The sequence below is a fragment of the Alkalihalobacillus sp. MEB130 genome (assembly GCF_032335535.1).
In the GTDB taxonomy this organism is placed as follows: Bacteria; Bacillota; Bacilli; order Bacillales; family Bacillaceae_D; genus Halalkalibacter.
The window spans coordinates 1-24,596 of the sequence record NZ_JAOANA010000030.1 but is presented as its reverse complement, the minus strand read 5'-3'; the positions used below and the strand labels follow the sequence as shown (position 1 = coordinate 24,596).

Annotated in this window: 27 protein-coding genes; 12 read left to right on the top strand and 15 right to left on the bottom strand. The window is 37.7% G+C overall.

Annotated elements, in window-relative coordinates:
- Positions 1 to 11: 11 nt before the first annotated feature.
- The 4 genes from N0O92_RS21395 to N0O92_RS21380 are packed head-to-tail and all read right to left on the bottom strand — an operon-like array spanning position 12 to position 2,765.
- On the bottom strand, positions 12 to 905 hold the full coding sequence (locus tag N0O92_RS21395; RefSeq protein WP_315616813.1) for an RluA family pseudouridine synthase: 894 nt from the start codon (positions 903 to 905) through the stop codon (positions 12 to 14).
- The gene (locus tag N0O92_RS21390) at positions 898 to 1,692 is read right to left on the bottom strand and encodes an NAD kinase (protein WP_315616811.1); all 795 of its coding nucleotides are present in this window, start codon (positions 1,690 to 1,692) and stop codon (positions 898 to 900) included. Before N0O92_RS21390 ends, N0O92_RS21395 begins: the two co-directional genes overlap by 8 nt.
- A gap of 18 nt (positions 1,693 to 1,710) precedes the next feature.
- On the bottom strand, positions 1,711 to 2,343 hold the full coding sequence (yjbM, locus tag N0O92_RS21385) for a GTP diphosphokinase (protein ID WP_315616809.1): 633 nt from the start codon (positions 2,341 to 2,343) through the stop codon (positions 1,711 to 1,713).
- A 44-nt stretch (positions 2,344 to 2,387) separates the two neighbouring features.
- Positions 2,388 to 2,765: a UPF0738 family protein gene (locus N0O92_RS21380; RefSeq protein WP_315616807.1), complete on the bottom strand. Its 378-nt coding sequence runs from the start codon at positions 2,763 to 2,765 to the stop codon at positions 2,388 to 2,390.
- A gap of 214 nt (positions 2,766 to 2,979) precedes the next feature.
- Here N0O92_RS21380 and N0O92_RS21375 point away from each other — a divergent pair, with 214 nt between their 5' ends.
- The 5 genes from N0O92_RS21375 (at position 2,980) to N0O92_RS21355 (ending at position 6,137) form a co-directional block, all read left to right on the top strand.
- Complete coding sequence (locus tag N0O92_RS21375) at positions 2,980 to 3,567, top strand: CYTH domain-containing protein (protein WP_315616805.1); 588 nt, start codon at positions 2,980 to 2,982, stop codon at positions 3,565 to 3,567.
- Between the two features lie 93 nt (positions 3,568 to 3,660).
- Positions 3,661 to 4,299 (top strand): lytic transglycosylase domain-containing protein, encoded by a 639-nt coding sequence (locus N0O92_RS21370; RefSeq protein ID WP_315616803.1) that lies wholly within the window; start codon positions 3,661 to 3,663, stop codon positions 4,297 to 4,299.
- Between the two features lie 204 nt (positions 4,300 to 4,503).
- Complete coding sequence (locus N0O92_RS21365) at positions 4,504 to 4,887, top strand: globin domain-containing protein (protein ID WP_315616801.1); 384 nt, start codon at positions 4,504 to 4,506, stop codon at positions 4,885 to 4,887.
- 15 nt (positions 4,888 to 4,902) lie between these two features.
- Positions 4,903 to 5,823, top strand: a complete 921-nt coding sequence (locus N0O92_RS21360) for a ClpXP adapter SpxH family protein (RefSeq protein ID WP_315616799.1) — start codon at positions 4,903 to 4,905, stop codon at positions 5,821 to 5,823.
- Positions 5,824 to 5,960: 137 nt separating this feature from the next.
- Positions 5,961 to 6,137 (top strand): hypothetical protein, encoded by a 177-nt coding sequence (locus N0O92_RS21355; protein WP_315616797.1) that lies wholly within the window; start codon positions 5,961 to 5,963, stop codon positions 6,135 to 6,137.
- Between the two features lie 57 nt (positions 6,138 to 6,194).
- Here the strand turns inward: N0O92_RS21355 and pepF are convergent, their stop codons facing one another.
- From pepF to mecA, 4 genes are all read right to left on the bottom strand, one after another.
- Positions 6,195 to 7,997, bottom strand: coding sequence for an oligoendopeptidase F (gene pepF, locus N0O92_RS21350; RefSeq protein WP_315616795.1), 1,803 nt, complete (start codon positions 7,995 to 7,997; stop codon positions 6,195 to 6,197).
- A gap of 31 nt (positions 7,998 to 8,028) precedes the next feature.
- Positions 8,029 to 9,270 (bottom strand): competence protein CoiA, encoded by a 1,242-nt coding sequence (locus N0O92_RS21345; RefSeq protein WP_315616793.1) that lies wholly within the window; start codon positions 9,268 to 9,270, stop codon positions 8,029 to 8,031.
- A gap of 150 nt (positions 9,271 to 9,420) precedes the next feature.
- A complete protein-coding gene (gene cls, locus N0O92_RS21340; protein ID WP_315616791.1) occupies positions 9,421 to 10,932 on the bottom strand; it encodes a cardiolipin synthase in 1,512 nt (503 codons plus the stop codon).
- Between the two features lie 159 nt (positions 10,933 to 11,091).
- Positions 11,092 to 11,739 (bottom strand): adaptor protein MecA, encoded by a 648-nt coding sequence (mecA, locus tag N0O92_RS21335; RefSeq protein ID WP_315616789.1) that lies wholly within the window; start codon positions 11,737 to 11,739, stop codon positions 11,092 to 11,094.
- A gap of 483 nt (positions 11,740 to 12,222) precedes the next feature.
- Between mecA and N0O92_RS21330 the strand changes: the two genes are divergently transcribed.
- Positions 12,223 to 12,885 carry a TerC family protein gene (locus tag N0O92_RS21330; protein WP_315616787.1) on the top strand — a complete coding sequence of 221 codons (663 nt, stop codon included), beginning with the start codon at positions 12,223 to 12,225 and terminating at the stop codon, positions 12,883 to 12,885.
- A 45-nt stretch (positions 12,886 to 12,930) separates the two neighbouring features.
- On the opposite strand, the gene spxA is transcribed toward N0O92_RS21330, so the two are convergent.
- On the bottom strand, positions 12,931 to 13,326 hold the full coding sequence (spxA, locus tag N0O92_RS21325) for a transcriptional regulator SpxA (RefSeq protein WP_315616785.1): 396 nt from the start codon (positions 13,324 to 13,326) through the stop codon (positions 12,931 to 12,933).
- 384 nt (positions 13,327 to 13,710) lie between these two features.
- Between spxA and N0O92_RS21320 the strand changes: the two genes are divergently transcribed.
- Positions 13,711 to 14,922 (top strand): efflux RND transporter periplasmic adaptor subunit, encoded by a 1,212-nt coding sequence (locus tag N0O92_RS21320; RefSeq protein ID WP_315616783.1) that lies wholly within the window; start codon positions 13,711 to 13,713, stop codon positions 14,920 to 14,922.
- A 7-nt stretch (positions 14,923 to 14,929) separates the two neighbouring features.
- A complete protein-coding gene (locus tag N0O92_RS21315; RefSeq protein ID WP_315616781.1) occupies positions 14,930 to 17,992 on the top strand; it encodes an efflux RND transporter permease subunit in 3,063 nt (1,020 codons plus the stop codon).
- A 71-nt stretch (positions 17,993 to 18,063) separates the two neighbouring features.
- On the opposite strand, the gene N0O92_RS21310 is transcribed toward N0O92_RS21315, so the two are convergent.
- From N0O92_RS21310 to trhA, 5 genes are all read right to left on the bottom strand, one after another.
- Positions 18,064 to 18,207 (bottom strand): hypothetical protein, encoded by a 144-nt coding sequence (locus N0O92_RS21310; RefSeq protein WP_315616779.1) that lies wholly within the window; start codon positions 18,205 to 18,207, stop codon positions 18,064 to 18,066.
- Between the two features lie 33 nt (positions 18,208 to 18,240).
- Positions 18,241 to 18,804, bottom strand: a complete 564-nt coding sequence (locus N0O92_RS21305; RefSeq protein ID WP_315616777.1) for a GNAT family N-acetyltransferase — start codon at positions 18,802 to 18,804, stop codon at positions 18,241 to 18,243.
- Positions 18,805 to 19,066: 262 nt separating this feature from the next.
- Positions 19,067 to 20,275, bottom strand: coding sequence for a putative glycoside hydrolase (locus N0O92_RS21300; protein WP_315616775.1), 1,209 nt, complete (start codon positions 20,273 to 20,275; stop codon positions 19,067 to 19,069).
- Positions 20,276 to 20,328: 53 nt separating this feature from the next.
- Positions 20,329 to 20,559, bottom strand: a complete 231-nt coding sequence (locus N0O92_RS21295) for an excisionase family DNA-binding protein (RefSeq protein ID WP_315616773.1) — start codon at positions 20,557 to 20,559, stop codon at positions 20,329 to 20,331.
- 73 nt (positions 20,560 to 20,632) lie between these two features.
- On the bottom strand, positions 20,633 to 21,277 hold the full coding sequence (gene trhA / locus N0O92_RS21290; protein WP_315616772.1) for a PAQR family membrane homeostasis protein TrhA: 645 nt from the start codon (positions 21,275 to 21,277) through the stop codon (positions 20,633 to 20,635).
- Positions 21,278 to 21,465: 188 nt separating this feature from the next.
- Here trhA and N0O92_RS21285 point away from each other — a divergent pair, with 188 nt between their 5' ends.
- Entirely contained in the window at positions 21,466 to 22,002 is a 537-nt protein-coding gene (locus N0O92_RS21285; protein WP_315616771.1) for an HD domain-containing protein, read from the top strand.
- 336 nt (positions 22,003 to 22,338) lie between these two features.
- Positions 22,339 to 23,322 carry a sodium:calcium antiporter gene (locus N0O92_RS21280; protein WP_315616842.1) on the top strand — a complete coding sequence of 328 codons (984 nt, stop codon included), beginning with the start codon at positions 22,339 to 22,341 and terminating at the stop codon, positions 23,320 to 23,322.
- 50 nt (positions 23,323 to 23,372) lie between these two features.
- Here N0O92_RS21280 and N0O92_RS21275 read toward each other — a convergent pair whose 3' ends face one another.
- Positions 23,373 to 23,927, bottom strand: coding sequence for a TlpA disulfide reductase family protein (locus tag N0O92_RS21275; protein ID WP_315616770.1), 555 nt, complete (start codon positions 23,925 to 23,927; stop codon positions 23,373 to 23,375).
- Positions 23,928 to 24,016: 89 nt separating this feature from the next.
- Between N0O92_RS21275 and N0O92_RS21270 the strand changes: the two genes are divergently transcribed.
- Both N0O92_RS21270 and N0O92_RS21265 read left to right on the top strand, forming a co-directional pair.
- Positions 24,017 to 24,193: a hypothetical protein gene (locus N0O92_RS21270; RefSeq protein WP_315616768.1), complete on the top strand. Its 177-nt coding sequence runs from the start codon at positions 24,017 to 24,019 to the stop codon at positions 24,191 to 24,193.
- 121 nt (positions 24,194 to 24,314) lie between these two features.
- Positions 24,315 to 24,467 carry a hypothetical protein gene (locus tag N0O92_RS21265; RefSeq protein ID WP_315616766.1) on the top strand — a complete coding sequence of 51 codons (153 nt, stop codon included), beginning with the start codon at positions 24,315 to 24,317 and terminating at the stop codon, positions 24,465 to 24,467.
- The last annotated feature ends 129 nt before the right edge of the window (positions 24,468 to 24,596 follow it).

Here is a 24,596-nt window from a genome sequence, read left to right as displayed (position 1 = left end):
ACAACCTTTTTTTATAGAAGTCTCCTCATATCCTCTGGTAACTCACATGTCCGACAGATCTTCTCGCCCGTAAATGGGTGTTGAAATTCAATCATTCCACAATGAAGAGCTTGCCGAGTAATTCCAATATGTTTTCCACCATACAAGTCATCCCCAAGCAAAGGGTGACCTATATAAGAAAAATGGACTCTTATTTGATGCGTTCTACCTGTTTCCAACTTAATATGAACGAAACTGCCGTAACTTGTTTCTGACTGAACAGAGTAGTGTGTAACAGCTCTTTTGCCATCTTCTCGTACTTGACGAGTAATAATGCTGTTTGGATCTCTTCCAATCGGAGCTTCGATTGTTCCTTTTTTTCGAGAGAGTTCTCCAGTTACAAGTGCTCGATAATAACGATTAACCGCACCTGCCTGCTGTAATTTAGAAAGCCGATCATGCGCGATACGATGTTTCGCAACAATTAAGGCACCTGACGTATCTTTATCTAAGCGATTCACTGCATGAAACGTTGCCGGTATCTTTCTTTTCTTATAATACCCAAGTACAAAATTGGCTAATGTATGAGTCAAATGCTCTCTTGACGGAATGGTCGGAATACCTGCTTGTTTATTAATGACTAACAAATGGTCATCTTCATACAAAATTTCAAGTATCCCTTCTTCTGCTTCCATAGAAGAACTTGCCTGTTCGGCAGGAAGACAAATCGTTACCTCGTCTCCTGTTTGAATGGTCTGACGCACGGTCACCTCTTTTTCATTTACAAGAATTGACCCACCATTATGTTTAATTTGAGCAAGTCCTTTTTTGGAAATGTGGCATCTTTCACGTAGAAAAGGCCGGAGAAGCTCTTGATCCCAGTCTTCGTCGACCTTCCACGTCACATTAGCAACGTACTTATTCACGAATGAACGACTCCCTTACTCTCTTCCAGAACGGGAATGGTCGGAATCTCGCAAAACGAATTTTTTCCTCTGCAACTCGACATTGTAATGATTTAATTCGGGTATAGTCTAATGTGTAATGGTCTACCGTCACTTGAATATCTACGTCATTTAACGGCTTTAATAAACAAGTATGGTGTTGTGGCAAAACTAATGGAGAACCGACAGTACGGTACACCCGATTATTAATTGAAGCCATTTCAGCCATTTGAATGGAGGCTAATGAAGGATGCAAAATCGCTCCTCCTAATGCTTTATTGTACGCTGTGCTGCCTGAAGGAGTTGAGATACATAACCCATCACCTCGAAACACTTCAAATGGCTCTCCTTTTATATCGACGGTACTGACAAGAGAACCACCTATGCTTTTGATCGTGCATTCATTTAAGGCAAGGTGTCGTTCGGAATCAGTTGAGCCTTCTTGACGTATGACTACTTCAAGAAGAGGATATTCAACAATTTGATAAGGAGTCTTCGCAATATGAATGACCAATTTTTCCACTTCATCTGGTATCCAATCTGCGTAAAACCCAAGATGGCCTGTATGTATTCCAACAAAAGCGGTGTCCTCTAAGCGTTCGCAGTAATCATGAAATGCCTGTAACAATGTCCCATCTCCGCCAACGGTAATAACCATTTCAGGCTCATGCTCATCATACGTTAACCCAAAATCAAGTAAATACCTTTTGATTCTCTGCTGCAAAGTATTAGACACGTCATCCCCGCGAGATGTGACCATAAACTTCATGAAACTTCCTCCTCGTCTCTACAGTCTTTTTCCCTGTTCTTGTTTGGTTGTAATAATTTCTTGGGCGTCCCTAACTTCATCACGGATAATAGACATTTCCTCATCTAATTTAAACGCAGCTTCAGCAGCACTGTGCAATCTCATTTTAATATCTTGAGGAATCTCCCCACTATATTTATAGTTTAATGAGTGTTCAATCGTAGCCCAAAAATTCATAGCCAAAGTACGTACTTGTAATTCAACTAATATCTTCTTTTCGCCATCAATCGTTTGCACTGGGTAACGTAATACTAAGTGATAGGAACGATAACCACTTGGTTTTTTCTCAAAAATATAATCACGCTCTTCCACTATTTCGAAATCTTTTCTCGTTCGAATTAATGCAACGACTGTTTCAATATCTTCTACAAATTGAGTTACAATTCGCACACCCGCCAAATCCTGCATTCCCTCTTCTAGCTGATCGAGTGGAACATTTTTACGTTTCGCTTTGTCTAAAATACTTGAGACAGGTTTCACTCGTGCCGTTACAAATTCAATTGGTGTATGTTTCGAGGATTGTTGGTATTGCTCCCGAATCCCTTTAAATTTTATTTTCAATTCTTCAACTGCTTGCTTGTAAGGAGTCAAGAAAATCTTCCAATTGCTCATGTCATCACCGTCCGTCTATTGTACAGAAGTTCTCATTCTACCTTCTAATTAAACACCTCATGCACAGCTTTTTCCATTTCTTCTCCATAGTTGCTATTTCCTTCAATGTTCTCTGTTAAAAATGACAGTTCTTCAGCTATGGAATCTAATTCAATATGTATCGTTTCATTTAAGCGTAAGGTAATGATTGCTGATTGTTGCAATACTCTATGTAATTCTTCCCATGTATGTTGTGGAAAACTCACATAGAAAAATTCCTGTTCTGTTTCTAGAATGTACACAAATGCAAGTCCAGCGGAATCTACTAGCATCCGACCACCTGCTTGTAATGATTGAGCGAGCTCTTTATCTATCGTTTCATTCACAACTGCAAAATATTTTTCTTGATCCTTTATTATTTTCTCTACATTTAGTTTTTTCATCATGTCCCTCCAACTATTCTGTCGCGTTCATCAAAAGATTCCATCCTATTTTAACATAGTTCCAATGCAAATACGTATCAATCCAGTTGTAGTCTGTATATCGTTTTCTTCCATCTAGCAGCTTGTTCTTCTTACAATTGAACCAAATTACCTGATATAATAAAAATCATTCTTACTAGTTAATAACAAAATTTCAAACAAAGGAAATGGTAAAATGGCACAAGAAATTGAAATTGAAGTTAAATCCATGCTATCTGAAGAATCTTATAATGCCCTCTTACAAGGGTTCCATTTAGATAAAACAGCTGCAATCACTCAACACAATCACTATTTTGAAACACCTAGTTTTGCTTTGAAAGCCGCTCATTCTGGTCTTCGCATTCGTGAGAAAAACGGAAGTTACACTTTAACGTTAAAGCAACCTCATGAAGTTGGAAAACTTGAGACACATCAAGCTTTAGAGGAAAAAGAATGGCTTCATGCCAAAAAGGAAGGTATCTTACCTGAAGGAAACGTCGTTACCCAACTAGAAGCATTAAAGGTACCACTTAGTGAGCTTACATATGTCGGGACTCTCACCACAGAACGAATTGAGATTAACTATAATCAAGGGTTACTCTGCTTTGATAAAAGTTTGTATTTTGACCAAACTGACTATGAATTAGAGTTTGAAGGCATTTCAGAAGAGCACGCAAATTCAACACTTTTAACCTTACTAGCAGATTACAAACTGGACTATGCGTCAACTGAAAACAAAGTCCGGCGCTTTTTCACACGTAAAAATCAAATTGAGAAGGCATAGTCCAAAAACCACCAATTGTTGTTACGAATGTTCTTTGCTATGATAAGATTAACGAAAAATGAGCTATGTTTCAGCTAAAATTGAGGTGTAAATATGGACCTGTCCTTTCTTCAACACGTGAACCAGCTTCAAGCTGTTCAAAAACTTCAAAAAACACATACACAACAAACGATGATGCAATCAATGTTCTCTCAATTTTTGGAAGAACAAATGTCTAGATTACAAATGGACACACCTCAAACAAGTAAAAGAGACTTATTTTTACATCCAATGCTATCTTTTGATTCTATACAAAAAAATGAAATGACAAAAGCAGTTGATGCATCATGGACAAACTCCTTATCAGATAGAGAGACTAAATTTCAGCCGTTAATTGAAGAGGCTGCAAAAAAATACAATCTTGACCCTAAATTAATTTATTCCGTTATTAAACATGAATCCAATTTTAATCCAAATGCCGTTTCACATGCAGGTGCTAGAGGACTAATGCAATTAATGCCTGCTACGGCTCGAATGCTTCAAGTTACTGACATGTTTGATCCACAACAAAACATTAATGGTGGCGCAAAGTATTTACGTCAAATGTTAGATAAATATAAAGGAGATACACGTCTCGCATTAGCCGCGTATAACGCTGGTCCTGGAAATGTAGACCGTTATGGAGGAATTCCTCCTTTCAAAGAGACTCAAGCATACGTACCACGGGTGTTCAATACGTATATGAATGCGTAAGGAAACGGCTTTTATTTGAAATAACACATATACTATAACTGATAGAAATACGGGCATAGCCCTTTCTCTATCAGTTTTTTTAATGACATTTTTATGTTCTTATCTCTTAACCAATCACCAAATTTGCCGTACCATTGTCATATTGCTACAATATGAGAAAGAATGAATATTATTATATTTGCAAGAATTAGAGGAGTTTTTGAAATGACAAACCCTAGTCAAACACCTTTTGATGCGTTAGGTGGGGAAGAAATCCTATCAAAGTTAGTTGATACGTTTTACAACAAAGTATCGAAGCATCCAGACCTTGCCCCGCTCTTTCCAGATGACCTTACTGATACTGCTCGTAAGCAAAAGCAATTTTTAACTCAATTTTTAGGTGGACCTACTCTCTATTCAGACGAACATGGGCACCCGATGTTACGAGCTCGCCATATGCCATTTGTTATTACCCCAGTCCAAGCTGATGCATGGATTGCCTGTATGGAAGATGCCATGGACGAGAATGGCATTGAAGGGCTTATTCGTGAATATATGCTCGAACGACTAACAATGACCGCTCATCATATGGTTAATCAACAATTGTAGAAAGGAGAATGACCATTGAACCAAAAAGATACTCCTTCAACTTGCGATCATCAACTTGGCGTTTGTGGTCTAGATCCTGAACAATCGTTATCTGAAAAGCGCCATAAACCAATTGAACTATACACGTTTATAGATCCTTTATGTGCCGATTGTTGGGCTTTTGAACCTGTCTTAAAAAGACTCCAACTCGAGTACGGCAATTACTTTCGAATCCGAACTTTGGTCGCTGGTCGCCTTCAAGCCTGGAATGTATGTAAAAATACTACAAAAGGACTGATCTCAAATAAGGAAAAAATAGCTTCTGTATGGGAGCAGATTGCTTCCAAAACAGGGATGTCATGTGATGGCGATGTTTGGTTAGAAAACGAATGGGATTCTCCTTACCTTGCTTCCTTAGCGATCAAAGCTGCTGAATTACAAGGCCCTCAAGCAGGAGTAAGATTTACGAGAAAAATGCGAGAGGCACTTTTTCTAGAAAAACAAAACATTACGGAAGAAAAGGTACTCCTAGAATGTGCGGAAAAAGCTTCTTTAGATGTTAATGAATTTATACGAGATCTATCGTCGAAAACAGCAACGAAAGCATTGCAACATGATATTAAAACGACGAATGAAATGGGCGTTGATGTGGTCCCAACTTTTGTCTTTTTTAATGCTAATGTGGAGGATGACGGAATCAAAGTAACGGGGCATTATCCGTATAAAGTTTATGTACAGATCCTAGAAGAGATGCTCGGATTTAAACCTGTTCCTGCTGTAACGTTGACATTGGAAGACTTTTTAAAACGTTATGAATTTGTTGCGACAATTGAAGTTTCAGTTGTCTTTAACTTAAGTGAAGAAGAAGCAGAGAAACAATTAAAAGCACTTGTATTACAACAAAAAGTAGAATCTGTCCCTGTCAAATATGGCATGTTTTGGAGATATCTAGGATAAAAGCCACTTAGTAGCTATCCACAGCTACTAAGTGGCTTTTTGCTATTCTTACGCAGGAGAAACTAAGTTTTACTCTTCTAAGGTTGGCCAATTTGTCATAATATAAAATAGCATTTTTTTGATAGGAGGGGCTACTGTTGAATCGGATTCGACTCATAATCGGTATTCTGTTCATCCTTATTAGTTATTATTTTTTCATCTTGTCCTTAATGCAACTGTTCCCAATATGGATTTCAGCTCCATTGTTATTTGCCACTCTCGTTTTTACACTGGCACCTCTTGCTACCAAAAAACGTTTCAAAGGATTTAATTAAAATAGGGCACTGATTAGGTAAAGAACCTTATCAGTGCCCTAAATATTAATTTCGTTTTTATTGATCTAATAATTGTTCCATTTCAGTTAATGTTTTTTCGAAAACAGCCAATGCCTGTTCAATTGGCTCTGAGGAAGTCATATCAACACCAGCATGTTTTAACACTTCAATAGGGTAATCGGAACTTCCTGCTTTTAGAAATTCTAAATACCTCTGTACTGCTGTCTCTCCTTCTTCAAGAATTTGTTTTGATAAGGCTGCTGCTGCACTATAACCTGTTGCATATTGATAAACATAAAAATTGTAATAGAAATGTGGAATTCGTGCCCATTCTAAGCCAATTTCTTCATCAATAACAATGTCATCTCCAAAATACTTCACATTTAAATCATAATATGTGTTAGTTAATAATTCTGGTGTTAACGCTTCTCCATTAGTCGCTTTTTCATGGATCAATTGCTCAAATTCTGCAAACATCGTTTGACGGAAAACAGTCCCTCTAAATCCTTCAAGAAAATGATTTAACAAATAAAGCTTTTCTTTTGGATCCTCTGTTTGCTTTACCATATAATCATTTAACAACGCTTCATTTAATGTCGAAGCTACCTCAGCTACAAAAATCGTGTAGTCTCCATATAGATAAGGTTGATTTTCACGAGTGTAATAGCTATGCAAACTATGACCAAATTCATGAGCAAGCGTGAAGAGGTTATTCACATTATCTTGCCAATTCATTAAAATGTATGGCATCGTACCATACGCCCCTGATGAATAAGCGCCACTACGTTTTCCAACATTCTCTTCAACGTCTACCCACCGTTTTTCAAAGCCAGCTTTTAATGTAGAAACATACTCTTCACCAAGAGGAGACACTCCTTTTGCCACAAGCTCTTTTGCTTTATCATATGGAATTTCCATCTTTACATCTTTTACAAGTGGTGTATAAAGGTCATACATATGCAATTCATCGACACCTAATACTTTTTTTCTTAACCTAACATAACGATGAAGCAAATCTAATCTGTTATTGACTGTTTCAACCAGCTGATCGTACACGATTTCCGGAATATGATTTGCACTTAATGCCGCTTCTCTAGCGGACTTGTATTTTCGAACTTTCGCATAAAAAATATCTCTTTTTACTTGCCCACTAAGAGTGGATGCAAACGTATTTTTGTATTTTCCATACGTACGATACACAGCTTTAAATGCATCTTCCCTTACCCTACGGTCACTGCTTTCTAAAAAGCGAAGATACCGACCATGCGTGATTTCTACTTCCTCTCCATCTTCATCTTTAATGGTTGGAAAAGTTAAATCTGCATTATTTAACATTCCAAATGTAGTGCTCGGACTGTTTGTCACTTCTGCTGCTTGTGCTAAAATCGCCTCTTCTGCTTCAGATAAGACATGAGCTCGTTGTTCGTTTAGTTCAGCAAACATTTGCTTATATACCTTTAATCCATCATGTTCACTGATAAATCGCTCAATCTTAGATTCGTCAATAGATAGAAGTTCTGGAACTATAAATGAGGCCACTTGTCCGACTTGTGCGGCAAGGCTCGAAGCTCGATCGTTCAATCCCTGGTAATACGAATTAGATGTATCTTGATCGTTTCGCATATGCGCATAGGCATATAGTCGCCCTAGTTTCTCAGAAATTTCATTCTGTTTTTCAAGAGCAACAAAAAGAGTAACTGCTGAATCAGCAAGCGTACCTTTACAAGCTTCCAAATAAGGAAGCATTATTTGAATTTCCTTAAATTCTTTTTCCCATTCTTCATCTGTTGAATAGATCGCTTCTAGGTCCCATGTTTTTTCTAAAGGAACTTCTTCACGTTTTTGCAATTTTTTTGCCAATTACGTAGCACCTCCACCATTTCATTCCATATTATATATTCGACTTATGGGTACTTATTCCTTTATTCTGCCCCTCATTGTTTCTGTTCATGATTTTTGCTACTTCTCGAACATACATAGTTTGATCTAATGAAATAGCTTCTTCTACGGTACTTGGCACTATCATATCGCGAACGCGTCTGAATGAATGTTGGCCCTTTTTTTCTAAATAACCAATTTGAACTAGAAATTGAAAATAGCCATGAATGGCATCCGTCCAATTTTTATTTTCGTTCGGGAAACGTAACATAAAGGTTTTGCGTTCAAAAAATGGCTGAATACAATGAATGGCTAAACGAATGGAAAATACTTCGAATAAAGGCTGATGTTGAAAGAACTCTATGAGAAGGTAGGTTTGCCAATGGAATGGGGACGTCGCTATTAACTGATGGTGATTCGAAGGCCAACCAGCTTCAATCGGAAAAAGACTTGGAGGAATTCGGTGGCGATATAGGAGATTTTGATGATGAGTTTCTGCTTTTGCTTTATATGGAGTTGGGCGATGATAGCGCCAATGCTTCTTAACTGTTAACCATTTCTCTATCATCTTTGCATGTATGGGCTTAGGAAAAAGGAACGATTCAATCGAAGTATTTACAGCTACTGTCTCTTGATACGAGGCTATTAATCGGGTGGTACTATAAGGAGTAAGTTGGTGCAAAGAGCCAAACTTTGATTGATCTGGACAGAAGTAGGAAACAACCGCTTCATTATTATCTAATGTTCGAATGGTATGCCATTCAAAGGGCCTCATTGAAAAAGTGTGTGGACCATGTCGTTTCAAGCGATTTCCACCGAGTATCCAAAGTGGTATGATACCTAGCTGTTCGTATCCACTTGTACGACTATCAAGAAGAGTTGAATGAATAGGAGAACATTGAAATTCGAGGGCGTAAATCTGGTGGTTAAAGCGGAATAAAAGATCAGGTCGTTGCCTAATCAAAGGTAAATAAACTTCCATCGCTACGTCTACTTGTTCATTTTTTAACCAGTTAAAAAGTTGTCTCTTGCCATTTAGATGATAATAGGTTTCTTTTTCCAAAGAATTCATACAATTTGAATTTGCTTGATGAGCAAAATGCCAAAGCTTGGTTGTTCCTAACTTTAATTGTACGAGTGAATGACAAACTGGACAAAAAAATGACCTTTTCTTTCTTAACTCTTTTAATTCACTTAGATGCCAAGGATCCATCATGGAAATAACTGTGCCATCTTTTAATTTTGCATTAAACATTATCCACCTCCAAGTAACTAATTTTTTAAAGATTCGCTCTTATATATAAAAATTCCTGCTCCAACCTAAAATTTTATACCGTTTTAAAAAAATATAAAAATGGGGTGTTCCTTAAAGGACAATCATGCCCTTTAAGGAACACCCCATAACTTATAATAATGGCGATAATAATCTAGAAGTAGATTCGATTACTCGATAAAAAATAGAGCGATTTCTAAATAATTGGTAACTAAGTTGATTGGAGTGCTCCAAATCATAAACAAAATCACTAACAAGGGTCGTCACACTTTTTGTTTGATATAAATAAGCATTTACCTCAAAATTCAAGTGAAAACTGCGCATATCCATATTTGATGTACCAATAGAAGCCATTTCGTGGTCAACAATAATCAGTTTGCTATGCATAAATCCACGATTATACTCAAAGATTTTCACACCCGCTTCAAGTAACTCTGGAAAATAAGAACGCGAAGCATGAAAAACAATACGTTTATCAGGACGACTAGGAACGAGCAACCTGACATCAATTCCACTTAAAGCTGCAATTTTAAGCGCACTTAAAATATCATCATCAGGAATGAAGTACGGACTTGCTATCCAAATGGATTTTTTCGCTGAAGTGATCATCGAGAAGAATAGTTTCTTATTAACTTCCCAGCGCTGATCAGGGCCACTAGCAATCATTTGTACTCCCCCATCTGAATTGACAGATGTTAATGCTGGGGATAAATAGGTCGGATTTAATATCGTTTCTCCCGTTTGATAATGCCAATCTTGTAAAAAAATAAGCTGTAACGTACGAACTGCTTCTCCTCTTACAAATAAATGCGTATCTCTCCAGTTTCCAAAATAGGAATGCTTTCCTAAATATTCATCTCCAATATTTAAACCGCCAACAAAGCCTACAACCCCATCTATAACAAGGATCTTTCGATGATTTCGGTAATTTATTTTATGGTTTAAAAAGGGGAGTTTCACCGGTGAAAAGGCTGATATTTCTACTCCAGCCTCTTCCAATTCTCGAATATACTTCTTTGAAAGACGCCAACTCCCCACTGCGTCATAAAGAAAACGAACTTCAACGCCTGACTGTGCTTTTTCAATTAATATTTCTTTAATTTCTTGACCAATTTCATCATCACGTACTATATAATACTCAAGATGAATGTGGTGTTCTGCTAATCGAAGAGCATGCAAAATATGAGCAAATGTTTCTTTTCCATCTGTAAGAACCTTTGTCTCACTTGCAAACGATACAGGATTTTTCCCTAATCGATGTGCTAAACGAAACAAGAGTTGTTGGTGTCCACCCATCTTCCCAATTTGATCCTCATTCAATTGTCTCTGACCTTCAATTTTCTCAAAAGCTCTTTCATCTTGAAGAGCTTTAATAGAAAATGATCGGCTCTTGCGTTGATTTTGTCCAAATAATAGATAAAAAAAGAAGCCGACTAATGGAAAGGCTGCTAGAACAAGGAGCCAAGTTAACGTTTTCGTTGGATGCCTATTTTCAAAAAATATAACAACCGCAATAAATACAACAGACAATGAAAAGGCAACACTTAAAGCTCCAACAACCCAACCTTCCCAGTAAATTCTTGTCATATAAAGGACTGCTAATAATGAAGTTATGAAAATAAAGACATTAAATTGATTTCTCATGTGACACTCCAAAAATGAATTTCCTTTTAAAAAACTAAAAAGAAGGACCCTAGGTACAGGCTCTCAAAAAAGGTGTTGATACCTTTTTAGCAGCTTCCTCACAGGTCCTCCTTTTGCTACCATCTAACTACAATCCATATGATGTTAACCCTTTTATTGCTATTTAGAAAATGAAGATCGAATAACAGGCAGTGCATTATCTTTCACAATTTCTTTCCCGTATTCTTTCATTCGGTAGATAGAAATATCGGATTCATATCCATATTCAAGCATTTGGCTTAACATATCATCTTGTTCATCTTCATTGTAACTATCATCGTTGAAAAGAACATGAAGATAGTACGTACCTTCAAAATGATATAATTCATTGAACAAATCATTAATAAAGAAGTTATGACTTAATGAAATGACATCTTCAAAGTCTTTAAACCCAATGACAATTTCAAGATGATCATTTATTGGGTCTAATTCATCATCTTCATTTCCTGACATCAAATCAACTAAATTTGCCTCTCCTGAATCTTTATCCGTAACTGGAATTTCAAGTTTCACACTTCCATCAGAAACTTGACCTCTTGTCACAACGATTTCTAACCCTTTATCTAATGCATGAACCTGTATCCATAAAGGTCCATCCAATTCAAGTGCATCATCTTTATCATTGGCCTCATTCATCATTTCGAAGAAGAGCTCTTCTCCACGCTCACGATTGTACCAAATTTCGTCTCGGTCAAAGCCCCTATCCTCAATATCTGTATACGTTATAAAAAATTTAATGGTCGTATCATTGACGCGTTCAATATCCATATTCGCTCTCCCTCCTAATCGAGTAATGGTACTAGACTTCGTTCTTGATGAGGTACTCTTTTAAACCCCCTTCAGATTCTTAGTCATGTAGTGAAGCCTTACACATTTGTAACTAACCTTTAATTTCGTGGTAAGTGTTCTTGAATCCTTCCTACTACCTCTGAATATCTCTGGGCAGCCTATAATGCTCATCTCAATATAAGCTTACTACTATTTTATGATAAATCTTTTCAAAATGGAAATTTTAAAACTGATTTTTTCCGATAATTTAAAAAGAATCAGCACTATAACCATTATAACAGGTAATTAACCAAATATGACTTTGAAATTTAACGATCATATTTTCTCTGGATAAGCCATATATGTTCTTAGTAGACGGTTAGACAAGCTCCATACATAACAATACGACACTGCTAAATGTATGACATATTTCTGGCCATTATGAAAGAAAAAATGTGCTTACGCCAAAGGATGATGCAAACTATGGATACTGAATTTCTCATATCTTTACTAACAATTATTGGCATCGACATCATTTTAGGTGGAGACAACGCGATTGTCGTTGCCCTGGCTTGCAGGAATTTACCTAAAGAAATACGAAACCGAGCCATTGTTCTTGGAATTTGTTTAGCACTTGTAACGAGAATGTCTCTTACGGTTGTAGCCGTACAATTATTAGAAGTTCCATTTCTGTTGGCCATAAGTGGTGCTCTCTTAGTGTACATTGCTTACAGTTTGCTAACAGATCAAGCAGATGACCGAGAAATAGAAGGTGGTACTAGCTTATGGAGTGCCATTAAAGCTATCATTATCGCAGATTTAGTCATGGGATTTGATAATGTCATTGCTGTAGCAGGTGCTGCTCATGGTGATCATACACTCGTGCTAATTGGATTGCTCGTTTCCGTACCCATCATTATATGGGGTAGCAAGTTAATCTTAAAAGCGTTTGACCGCTTTCCGATCATCGTTTATATCGGCGCGGGAATACTGGCTTTTACGGCTAGCAGAATGATCACACATGAACAAATGCTTTATCCACTTTTCAACAATCATCCTTTTTTCACATTGTGCTTCCAAATCTTCGTGATTGTAGGAGTCATGGCAGCCGGTGCTTTCCGTATCAAAACAAGTAAACAAAAATAAAATAAAACCCTTCTACTTCTTTCACTTTAAGTAGAAGGGTTTTTATTAATTGACTAATCGTTGTGCTTCTTGTAAATGGAATGTGCGTACTTTTCGCGGCAAGAAGCGACGAATTTCAGCGTCATTATACCCTACTTGCAAACGTTTCTCATCAAAGATGATAGGTCTACGTAACAAGCCTGGATTCTCACTAATGATCTGGAATAATGTCTGTAAAGGTAATGATTCTAGTTCAACATTTAACTCCTGAAAGACTTTTGAACGTGTTGAAATAATTTCATCTGTTCCATCCTCAGTCATTCGAACCACTTCTTTTACCTCTTCAACAGTAAGTGGAGATGCAAAAATATTTCGTTCCTCAAATGGGATATTATGTTCTTCTAGCCACGCTTTCGCTTTTCGGCATGATGTACAACTAGGTGATGTTAATAATGTAACCATATAGCGGACCTCTCCTTTCAAGTTTGAGATCTATGACGAACTAAGATGCGTTAATGTCAATTCGTAATTACATAACTATTATACAAATACGTTCAATATTTGTATATACATATTAGAAGCTTTTTCTTATGCATTTTTATTGAACGACCTATACAACGAATATATCTAAAGGATAGTTACCCCTCATCATGACATTATAAACCTATTATACAGAAAAATCTTTTCTAAACAAATATGTTTATTTAGTTGTTTTGTAACATTTCATTTTTGTACTCATACTTGTCACCTGATTGTCACACCTTAAGTACATGAGAACTTTACATTTTTCTCAGTATTTAACTACTTATGAAAAACTTACTTATTTATTTGTAGGAGCTGACATCATTGCAAAAGTATTCAATTGCCTTGCTATTTCTTTTTCTTTTATCGGCCTGTGCAACAGATGACATAACAAGCGATCAAATGGAGCGGCAACGTCTTCTAGTCGATGTTGAAAATATAACGAGAGATTCCATAAGACAAAACGTAGAATTATCAGGACAACTTTTACCTAAAAACCAAGTACCACTCTTTACAATGATGCCACTTGAAGTTACCGGTTTACATATAGAAATTGGCCAAGAAGTTCAGCAAGGAGACCTCTTACTGACATTAGATGACACTGAAGCGACTAAACAGCTCCAACAAGCGCGACGTGCTGTAGAGGAACTGAAACAAGGTCTTATTCAAGTCAATGAGCTTAATCAGTCAATCGAACGTAATGCAGCGAACATAAAAGACCGTGAACAAGAATTACAACAATCGATTGTTCGAACCCAAGCGTTGATGAATGAGTTGGACCCTGCCAATCTAGAAGATTCCATTCTCCAACTATTGCAATCGTCTTTAGACATCTCTATCAGACAAGCCGAACTCCTTCAAGTTACAGGAGCGGCCAGTTCATTTGCACCAGTTAATACAATGGAGCTTGAGTTGCAAATTTCCCAAGCCGAAGAAGCTGTTCGCCAAGCCGAACAGGCGGTTCAAGCTACGAAATTAACTTCTCCGATCTCAGGGATCATTGCGCAGGTAGATGTAGCTGAAGGACAAACTGCTTTACCAAACGTCCCTCTTGTCACGATTGTTGATTTAACTCAGATGATGGCTACTTTCCCAGTTAATAGTTTTCAGGTCACTCAACTACAAGCTGGTATGCAAGCGGAACTACAAGTAACCGGAATTCATGAAACGATAACAGGAGAAATTTCTAGTATCTCCCCTGTTGTTCATCCACAAACGAATACATTCACAGTTCAGATCCCCGTTTCTAACGATAATGTGAGGTTAAAAGGTGGAATGAGAACGACTGCGATCATTGACCTCGACACCATTGAGGAAGCACTCATTATCCCTTCTGATGCTGTGTTGTACCAAGACGGAGAAGCGTATACGTTTGTTGTCACAGATCAAATCGTGCGGCGTCAAGCATTAGAACTTGGTACACGTGACGGAGAACAGTTCGAAGTCATTTCAGGTGTAGAAGAGGATGATCAAGTAGTAACGACTGGCAAAGAACGAGTAACGGACGGTGCCGAAATAACAATTCGAAGTGAGTGAGCAAAAAATGAACGTAGCAAAATTATCTGTCTTACGACCTGTTGCAATGGCGATGTTTATTGTTCTTTTACTACTATTAGGAGCAGTCTCACTACGAAACCTACCAGTTGACCTGTTTCCTGAGTTAAATTACCCTGTTGTAGCAGTAACGGCCTCATATGAAGGCGCAGGTCCTGAAGAAGTAGAAAACTTGATCACACGTCCAATTGAAGAACTGATGTCAAGTGTTCCAAATGTAGAATCGGTTTCTTCTACTTCCCGCACAGGTGGTGCTCTTATTCTTGTAGCTTTTGACTGGGGAACAGATTTGGATTTCGCTACACTAACGATGCGGGAACGAATTGATCAAGTTCGAGATCGGCTACCACCTGGCGTGGCAGCTCCTCAAGTAATGCGATTTGATCCAAGTATGTTACCGATTATACAATTAGCCATTACCGAGCCAGATGCAAATCTGGCAGAAGCAAGAACATTAATTGAAAATGAAATTCAACCAAGGTTAGATTCCATTGATGGTGTCGCCGCCGTTCAAATTGAGGGTGGAACTGAGAATGAAATACGTCTTGACGTAGATCCAGACCATTTAGCTAGTTTCGGTCTAAGCCTTACTGAGTTGCAACAAATCATCAGTAGTGAAAATATCAATATTCCTGGTGGACAAGTAACAGAAAGCAATCAGAGCTTACCTATTCGGGTTACAGGAGAGTTCCGTTCTATTCATGACTTGGAAGTGTTACCTATCCCTTCAACTGAAGGGGTAATCCCTCTAGGTCAACTCGTGTCTATCCAAGAGACTACCGCACCTGTATTACAGGAAAGTTACTTAAACGGAGAACCAGCTGTTGGCGTTTCCATACTAAAGGCTTCTGGAACTAATACGGTTGCAGTCGCTAGAGATATTCACCATGAAATTGATCAATTATTAACGTTGTTACCAAAAGGGGTGGAAATACGCTCCATTTTTGATCAAAGCCAATTTATTGAACAATCTATACGTGCAGTTGGTTGGAACATTGTCATTGGTGGGCTATTGGCTGCCTTTGTGCTTTACCTTTTTTTACGTAACATTCGAAGCACACTCATTATTGGCTTTTCAATCCCTATTTCTATTATGACTACGTTTCTATTTTTATTTTTTTATGGTGAAACGTTGAATATCTTAACACTTGGGGGGCTAGCACTTGGCGTAGGAATGATGGTTGATAATGCAATCGTCATCTTAGAAAATATATATCGGAAACGTTCATTAGGCGAAGATCGAAAATCGGCTTCAATTAATGGTACAAACGAAATTGGAGGTGCCATTATTGCCTCTACGTTAACAACCGTCGTTGTCTTTCTACCCATTGTCTTTGTTGAAGGACTAGCTGCTCAATTATTTAAGCCACTTGCAATCACAGTAGCTTTTTCTATGTTAGCATCATTAATTACAGCGTTAATTATTGTTCCTCTGCTAACCTCAACATTTATGAAGGTAAATGTCGATACATCTGCTTTTCAACGTGGGTTTGAAAGATCAAAGGCTTTTTATCAACGTTTTTTACAAACGGCTTTAACAAGACCAAAAACGGTCTTATTTACAACGCTAGCAGTATTGTCTCTATCTTTAGCTTGTATTCCTTTCCTTGGTACTGAATTCTTACCGGCACAAGACCAAAGCTTTATAAGCGTAGATGCACGCTTACCTGTAGGAAATAACCTACAATCGACATTAGAGTTAACAGAAGAAATTGACAAGCACCTTGTAAACATTCCTGAGATCGACTTATCTTTTGTCACAGTTGGAGGAACTGATAATTTTACAATTGGAGCAGGGTCTCAGGCAAACCGAGCATCTTATAGCATCCTGCTTAAGGAGATTTCAAAACGGTCCAGGTCCGATTTAGAGATTGCAGAAGATATTAGAGAACGCCTCTCACAAATTGCAAACGTAGATATTTCTGTTTCTGCCAGTGATACTGGCTTTTCCGAACATCCCATTTCCATTACAGTGCGGGGACCAGATTTACAAACTCTCAAACGACTATCAGATGATATGATCAAGACAATTTCACAAATTGATGGAGTTGTCGAACCCTCGTCTAATTACACAGAGGGGAACCCTGAAGTCACGGTTTCTATCAATCGTTCGACCGCTGCGTCTTACGGAATCGGCAGTGCTCAAATTGCAAGTACCATTGGAAATGCAACAAGGGGGCTTGTAGCGACAAGATTGACTCGAAATGGCGGAGAGATGGATGTTCGTCTTCAAGTAGCCGAGCGGTATACAGCATCAGTTGATCAATTAGAACAGCTTCTCATTGATACCCCTACAGGAGAGAGGATTCCTCTATCTGCTGTAGCAACTGTTCAACGAGGGCAAGGTCCTAGCTCTATCAGGAGAGCTGATCGTCTCCGTGAAATTACAGTAAGAGCCGATATTCTAGGAAGAGACTTAGGAAGCGTCGTAGCAGACATTGAACTGGCTTTAATAGAGGAGGTTCGGCCCGTTTTACCGAGTGGGTACCGCATCACATTTGGTGGCCAAAATGAACAAATGAATGATGCATTTTTTAAGCTTAGTGGTGCGATTGTATTAGCGATTGTCCTTGTCTACATGGTAATGGCGGGGCGTTTTGAATCCTTTTTCTATCCCTTTATTATTATGTTTTCTGTACCCATTACAGCCATTGGCGTTATTTTTGGTTTGCTCATCACAAATCAGCCAGTCGGGGTAGGGTCATTAATTGGAATCTTAATTTTAACAGGGATTGTCGTTAATAATGCTATTGTCCTCGTTGATTATATAAACACATTAAAAAGCGAAGGATATTCCACCTATGAGGCGATTCTCTTGGCAGGACCAACACGATTACGCCCTATTTTAATGACTGCGCTGACTACGATATTAGGTCTTATCCCTCTCACCCTTGGATTTGGTGAGGGAACAGAAGTACAGCAACCTATGGCCATTGTCATTGTTTTCGGATTAGCAGTATCGACATTTATTACACTGATCTTAATCCCTGTTATTTACAACATAGCAGATAAAATCAAACAGAAAAAATCAGACAAACAACTAGAAGTCTAACTGCTTTTTAAGGCTAATGGCCAAAAAAAGGTGTTTCAAAAAGGGTTACTTTTTGAAACACCTAGCCATTTTTATGCTGTTGTTTTTCTTGTAGGTGTCGGCATTGGACTTCTCCTTGACCCTACTTTCCAATCCCTAACATTTTTCTTCAAAAAATCTTTTAACATTTCCCGTTTCTTTTTGCCATTAAGACGCTTTACATCTTTCCTTTTCATGTTATCACCCTCATCATTGATGAAGAAGTTTTGCTACACAGTCGCTTGGTCACTTTCTTCTTCAAAAGTTAGAACCTCATTTACATCTTCATATGATGCACCATAAAGCTCTTTATCTTTATAAGTATGAATATTTTCATACGTGTGCTTCATTTTTTCGAAGATACTTTTTTCCGATTCATCGGTTGGTGACCAGTAAAGGATTTCAAGTTCATTCACTTCATTTGTAGCAAGTGAACGCCTTCGATATCCAACTGACTGTGCATGCTTAAATCCTTCTCTACTGTAAAAACGTTGGCGCTTCTGTGTGTCGGTATCGTCATAGTCAACTGGCTCTACTTCCAAAATAATGGGCTTTTGTTTTTCTTTTAATTGATTTAACAATTTCTTCCCCAAACCTTGGCCTCTTGCATTTGTAGAAACAAATAAATAGTCAACAAAGACAAAATCATCTGTTTCTACATACATCATAACATGATTCGGGCCTTCATCTTTATGGTAAATATCAGCTTTGTCTTTTAAAAGCAATTCGATATGTTCTTTTGATTTCATTTCCTCAATCGGGAAATATTGGTTCAGCTTCTCGTACCAATTCATTATCGTACCTCCATCATCATGATATATTTAGTATATTCCTCTTTCACCTTTGCTTAAACTGCCTCATTTCAGCATATCTTAGAAAGAATTTCCTTTATCAGGATTCACTTACTCACACGTAACATTCTCATACAATTGCACCGTGTTGCTTGGGGTCAGACCCCCCTGTAGTGCTTTTACGTACTACAGAGGGGTCTGACCCCAATTTATGACCCAATCCATGAACGCAAAAGAGCTGTTACGGTTGTAACAGCTCTTTGCCTTAATCAAGGGGTTTGTAATTAACTCCAGGAGTATAGCGATTCGACGCATTCCAGAGTAAAAATTCATTGATGCCTTGTTCATTTAATGCACGTATTTGGGCTTCCACTTCTTCCTTGCCATACCTTTTATAATTACCCTCACCTAACCAGGTTGCAGTGAAATCTTGAATCCATGGTCTAGAAACAGGTGGTTTATCCAATGCCCCTAACACTTCATTTTCCACTTTAGCATATTCCTTTGTAAGCTCATAAGGATGTAAGTCTGGTTTATTTATACCAAAATAAGGCGTCCAATGACTTGGATAGATCATCGATGAGATGACATCTACATTTTCTGAGATTTTAGAGAAATTTTGTCCTATGCCTGGTGCTTCTGAGATAGTTGCTGCATACCCAAAAATGTCGACTGATACATCAACATTGTAAGAAGATAATTGCTCCCTTGCGTAAGCAACAAAATCAGTCACTGCTTGCACTCTCTTTTGAACTTGGTCGTCTCCATCCTCATATTCTCCTACACCATACTCAAGAGTGTCGTCTCGACGTTCAAAACCTTCAGGAAAGCGGACATAATCGAATTGAATTTCCTTAAATCCCATTTCCGCAGCTTTTTTTGCCATATCTATATTATAATCCCAAACTTCTTTTAAAAAAGGGTTAACAAACGCTTCTCCCCGACTGTTCTTCCATACTTGACCATTCTCTAAAAATGAAAGGTCTGGTCTTTTTTCTGCTAATACTGAATCCTTAAAAACCACAATTCGAGCAATTGGATATACGTCATTTTCTTCCAACGTCTCCATTAATTTCTTCGTATCACCAATGAAATTCTGTGAGATGTTATAATATGGTGATCCTTCTTCAGGCCGATACGTTAAATAACCATGATCATCTTTTATGTCTATTACCATCGCATTTAACGCCGTGGTATTGACTAAATCAAGTAATGTACTGAAACGCTGGCCACCGGCAGAATTACCCGTTACATACACACCACGAACCCCATCTTCTGGATAAACAAACGAATAGCCTGAGTCGAATTCAAACCTGACCATCTGTTCAGGTAAAGCTAGATGTGTTTTTGTCCATTCTTTAATTTGATGGTCTCTTGCTTTGTTTGACTCTGTTTCTTCAGCTTGTACAGAAACAGTTCCTAGAACGAAGCCAAAAATACAAAGCATGAGCACAAACACCAAATGTTTCCCCATTGTGCTTCACAACCTTCTCTTTTGGTTTTGTGTTCACACTTATAGTGTATGTACTAATCCTCGTCTTTAGCATCCCAATCTTCAGGAAGTGGCTCTTCCGCTTCTTGAGCAAGCTGTTTTCTTTTTAAATCCAGTTGTTCTTTATGCCAAATAAACTGTTCACGATTTAGCAAATACTCTTTTCCATCAAAAATAGCTTTCACATGCCCTAACCTAATTTGCTGAACAATATATTCTTCTGACAGTTCTAAATAGGCAGCTAACTCCGAAATCGATATATACATAATGATTCCCCTTCTTTTTAAATAAGTTCAGAATGAAAAACAGTCAGCGAATAGTTTCACTGACTGTAATAAGTTAAATTGGTAGTACATAAAACAAAATTAAGAAGAAATGAAAAATGGATCCAGCTAAAACAAACATATGCCAAATCGCATGATGATATTTAAATCCTCGCCACACATAAAAAATGGTTCCTACCGTATAGCAAATCCCTCCAATGAACAAAAATGCCGTACCTGCAGGAGGCAATGTTTCGATAATCGGCTTTATTACAAAGATCGCTAGCCACCCCATACCAATATAAAAAACGGTGGACATAAATAAGAATTTTTTTACAAAGAAAACCTTAAAAATTACACCAACTGTAGCAATTCCCCATACAATCCCAAATAACGTCCATCCTAGCGCACCTTGGACAACAATAAACAATAAAGGAGTATAGGTACCTGCTATAAACAAATATATAGAAGCATGATCAAATATTTCAAATAGATCCTTTGCTTTTCCTTTTGGCATTGCGTGTACCATCGTGGAAGAGAAATAAAGCAAAAGCATTGTAACACCATATATAGTGAAACTAACAATATGCCAAGCTGATCCATACAAACTTGAGTAAACAATGAGGAGCACAAGAGCAGCAACACTCAATAATGCACCGATTCCATGAGTAATTGCATTTGCGATTTCTTCACCTTTTGAAAATGTATGTGTTGTTGCCATTTCAAACCCCTTTCAACCTTTCAAGACTTAAAGCTTCCTTGTGAACTATTATACACCTTATATGATTAGCAAATCCACCCTTTTTCATAAAATCAGTTGCACTCCATAGATTAAATCTATATAATTGATGAAATACACTTTTTTAATGACAGAAAAATTAACACAGCTAAGAAGAGGAGGAATGTCACGTGAGACATGTTACTTTAGTACAATTGTTTGACCACCCTATTACACAAAAATATGTAAAAAGATCTGGAATGGCCCATGCAGTTGCTTGTGCATATCACGCTTATCGGCTAGCTATAAAGCATGACGTTGATCCCGATCGTGCAACAAAGGCTGCATTCCTTCATGATATTGGCCATTACACTTGGTATAGGAATGGTCAATGGGATTATAACTTATATAAAGAAAATGATATTCATGCGATAAAAGGGTCGGAGCGTGCTCATAAACTTCTTATCCGTCTAGGTGAACACCCTCGTACTGCAAAAGAAATTGCTCTTGCCATTTTACTACACACAGATTCGTATTTGCCAAACGGATACCTTGAGTTGAACCCTCTTCAACATGTCGTTGCATTAGCGGATGAAGCGGATGAAGAACCTGGTGGCGAACACCACTATCGGACGATTTCTGATCGTAGAGCCAGAAGAATGCTTCATTTACTTGATAAAAAAATTGATTCTCAATTAAAGAAAGATTTCATGGAACGCTCCATGTAGGATGGACACATCGTTGACTCTGGCTATTGGCTTTCTCCTGTCTAAGAAATGCCGTATAGGTCGCAAGGGTCAACTTTTTTTGAATAAATCAATTGACGTACATAATGTATCATGCTACATTTAGTCCAGCACACAATTAAATACCCTAAAAAGGGGAGTAGCGACCGTTTTTGGTCAATGAGTCGTCATGACAGTGATTATTCACTCGGTTCATTGAGCTTTAAAGACTATACGTTTTTAAAGTACGCAAGACCTTTTTATGAGAGCCTGCTTTTTCGGGTAGACTCTCATAAAAGGGTCTTTTTTGTGTTATTACAATTAGGGGGAATTATGATTATGGTTTTCTTAGGATTCATTTTTGCAGCTCTCCTCACGGTTTTGGCTGCTATCAAATTGTCTACCTATGCGGATACAATTGGAGAGAAAACATCCCTTGGAGGTATGGTTGTTGGAACCATTTTTCTTGCTGGGGCAACTTCACTCCCTGAGGTAACAACAAGTGTTTCTGCTATCATTTTAGACAGTCCGGATATAGCCGTTGGGAACGTGTTTGGAAGCAATATGTTTAACTTATTAATTATTGCTAGCTTTGATCTATATTACCGAAGACAACAAATTTTTAGAAACGCGGGAAGGTCCCATGTTTACACCGCTAGTATTGGATTACTGCTTGCGATTGTTTCGTTGCTCGCTCTTTCCTTAAAAATAGAGTACTCTTTTCTAAGTATAGGGCTAGACATATGGATTTTAATGTCCATTTATGGATTAGGAATCTGGCTGATTTCTTATTTAGCAAAAAAGAATCCTGAAGTCCCTGTTGAAGAACCAGAAGAATACAATTTATCTGCTATTCCTCTTAAAAGAGCAATTATTGGATTTATTATTGCTGCAATAGTCATTATGGGAGCAGGAACTCTTTTAACGGTAACTGGGGATCAAATTGCCGTTATTACAGGACTTGGCGCAAGCTTTGTTGGAAGCTTCTTAATCGCTGCAACTACTTCATTACCAGAAGCCATCTCCGTTCTAGTCGCGCTACAATTACGAAATCATAATTTAGCAATCGGGTCCATTTTAGGTAGTAACTTGTTTAATATTTTAATCTTAGGTGCCTCTGATGTCTTTTATCAAAAAGGTTCCATTATTGCTGCCGTTTCTGATGTACACCAAATTACGGCTGCTGCTGTAGGTATCTTATCTGTTGTTATTTTATACGCTCTTGTTCGCAAACAAAGAGAATCAACGTTTCGTTATGCGTTGCCTTCTCTCATCTTAGTTATTCTGTATTTTATTTCTTCTTACTTAATATTCATTCAATAGTAAAAGGGTTACACCGTGGATGATTCCTCCATTGTGTAACCCTTTTTCTATTACCGTAGTATAACGAGGTCTTCCATTATTTCATACGTTAAGCCTCCATTAATTCTTTGAACAATCATTCCTTGTTCATCAATGACAATCGTTGTTGGAATTCCAATAATTTGATACTTTTTCATCACATCCCCATCTTTATCTAACAATGGGTCAAAGTTTGCACGATAATGCTGAAGAAACGGCTTAATTTCTTCTTTCCCTTTTTCCTGGCTTGTCATGTTGATTGCTAAAAAGGCAGCGCCTTTCTCTTTAAGCTTTTTTTCCATCTCTAAAATAATCGGCATTTCTTCTTGACAAGGATGACACCATGTTGCAAAGAAATTAAGTACAACTGGCTGTCCGAGATATTCATCTAATGAAACTTGTTCTCCATTTAACGTGGTTAATTCAATCGGTAACGCTTCTTGTCCAACTTGTACTCCTTTCTGGACTGTCGCAGCCACCGATTCCTCTACCTGTTGATAGACACTTTCGGATTGACTGTACATAAACCCAACACCACACAAAAGAATAATTAAGATACTTCTGTAAAATGCCTGTTTTGTTTTCATGGATCACGCCTCTTTTCGTTCTATTTCAAGATTGTTATAATGTAGCGTATGTCCCAAATGACTAAATCATGCGAAATGAGGGTAATGCTTTGTCCAAAATTCAAATTATGCAAATTTTTGCAGTTGTTGTTCTTTTAGTGTTTGTATACGTGTCATATCAAAATGATGCAACCGTTACGTGGATTTTTTATGCACTTGTCATCGTTAATGTTGTGTTATGGATTTTACGATTGAAAGAGAGAAGGAAACAAGACCAAGAGAACTAAGAAAAAGAGGAAAACCACCTTTTTTATCTTGTTTATAATAGCTTCACTAAGCTCACGCATTGTTTCATGCATTTTTGTGCATATTATTTGTACAGTATCTTCTAGTTAAGGAGGCATATGTATGAAGCAATGGTTAGAGAAGTGCAAAGAGTTCGGCTATCACTTTTTAGATCTCCTTTTTACGTTAGAATATGAACATATAGATAAAGACACGAAAGGTAAAAAGAATTCGATGGATCATGAGTCACTTTCGGATTCAAATTCCGTTAACTAACTAATCAAAACCACCAGTGTGAACTGGTGGTTTGCTCTGCGGCTGAAAGCCTCTCTTACCGGCCTTGGCCTAAAAGGCCCACTGAAGGGGTTTCCCGCCTGCACCACATTCACTCACTAATTCTAAAGA

Bases quoted from the DNA above. Each gene is read 5' to 3' on its own strand.
- N0O92_RS21390 (WP_315616811.1), bottom strand. From the start codon at position 1,692: ATGAAGTTTATGGTCACATCTCGCGGGGATGACGTGTCTAATACTTTG.
- yjbM (WP_315616809.1), bottom strand. From the start codon at position 2,343: ATGAGCAATTGGAAGATTTTCTTGACTCCTTACAAGCAAGCAGTTGAA.
- N0O92_RS21380 (WP_315616807.1), bottom strand. From the start codon at position 2,765: ATGAAAAAACTAAATGTAGAGAAAATAATAAAGGATCAAGAAAAATAT.
- N0O92_RS21375 (WP_315616805.1), top strand. From the start codon at position 2,980: ATGGCACAAGAAATTGAAATTGAAGTTAAATCCATGCTATCTGAAGAA.
- N0O92_RS21370 (WP_315616803.1), top strand. From the start codon at position 3,661: ATGGACCTGTCCTTTCTTCAACACGTGAACCAGCTTCAAGCTGTTCAA.
- N0O92_RS21365 (WP_315616801.1), top strand. From the start codon at position 4,504: ATGACAAACCCTAGTCAAACACCTTTTGATGCGTTAGGTGGGGAAGAA.
- N0O92_RS21345 (WP_315616793.1), bottom strand. From the start codon at position 9,270: ATGTTTAATGCAAAATTAAAAGATGGCACAGTTATTTCCATGATGGAT.
- cls (WP_315616791.1), bottom strand. From the start codon at position 10,932: ATGAGAAATCAATTTAATGTCTTTATTTTCATAACTTCATTATTAGCA.
- mecA (WP_315616789.1), bottom strand. From the start codon at position 11,739: ATGGATATTGAACGCGTCAATGATACGACCATTAAATTTTTTATAACG.
- N0O92_RS21330 (WP_315616787.1), top strand. From the start codon at position 12,223: ATGGATACTGAATTTCTCATATCTTTACTAACAATTATTGGCATCGAC.
- spxA (WP_315616785.1), bottom strand. From the start codon at position 13,326: ATGGTTACATTATTAACATCACCTAGTTGTACATCATGCCGAAAAGCG.
- N0O92_RS21315 (WP_315616781.1), top strand. From the start codon at position 14,930: ATGAACGTAGCAAAATTATCTGTCTTACGACCTGTTGCAATGGCGATG.
- N0O92_RS21310 (WP_315616779.1), bottom strand. From the start codon at position 18,207: ATGAAAAGGAAAGATGTAAAGCGTCTTAATGGCAAAAAGAAACGGGAA.
- N0O92_RS21305 (WP_315616777.1), bottom strand. From the start codon at position 18,804: ATGAATTGGTACGAGAAGCTGAACCAATATTTCCCGATTGAGGAAATG.
- N0O92_RS21300 (WP_315616775.1), bottom strand. From the start codon at position 20,275: ATGGGGAAACATTTGGTGTTTGTGCTCATGCTTTGTATTTTTGGCTTC.
- N0O92_RS21295 (WP_315616773.1), bottom strand. From the start codon at position 20,559: ATGTATATATCGATTTCGGAGTTAGCTGCCTATTTAGAACTGTCAGAA.
- trhA (WP_315616772.1), bottom strand. From the start codon at position 21,277: ATGGCAACAACACATACATTTTCAAAAGGTGAAGAAATCGCAAATGCA.
- N0O92_RS21280 (WP_315616842.1), top strand. From the start codon at position 22,339: ATGGTTTTCTTAGGATTCATTTTTGCAGCTCTCCTCACGGTTTTGGCT.
- N0O92_RS21275 (WP_315616770.1), bottom strand. From the start codon at position 23,927: ATGAAAACAAAACAGGCATTTTACAGAAGTATCTTAATTATTCTTTTG.
- N0O92_RS21265 (WP_315616766.1), top strand. From the start codon at position 24,315: ATGAAGCAATGGTTAGAGAAGTGCAAAGAGTTCGGCTATCACTTTTTA.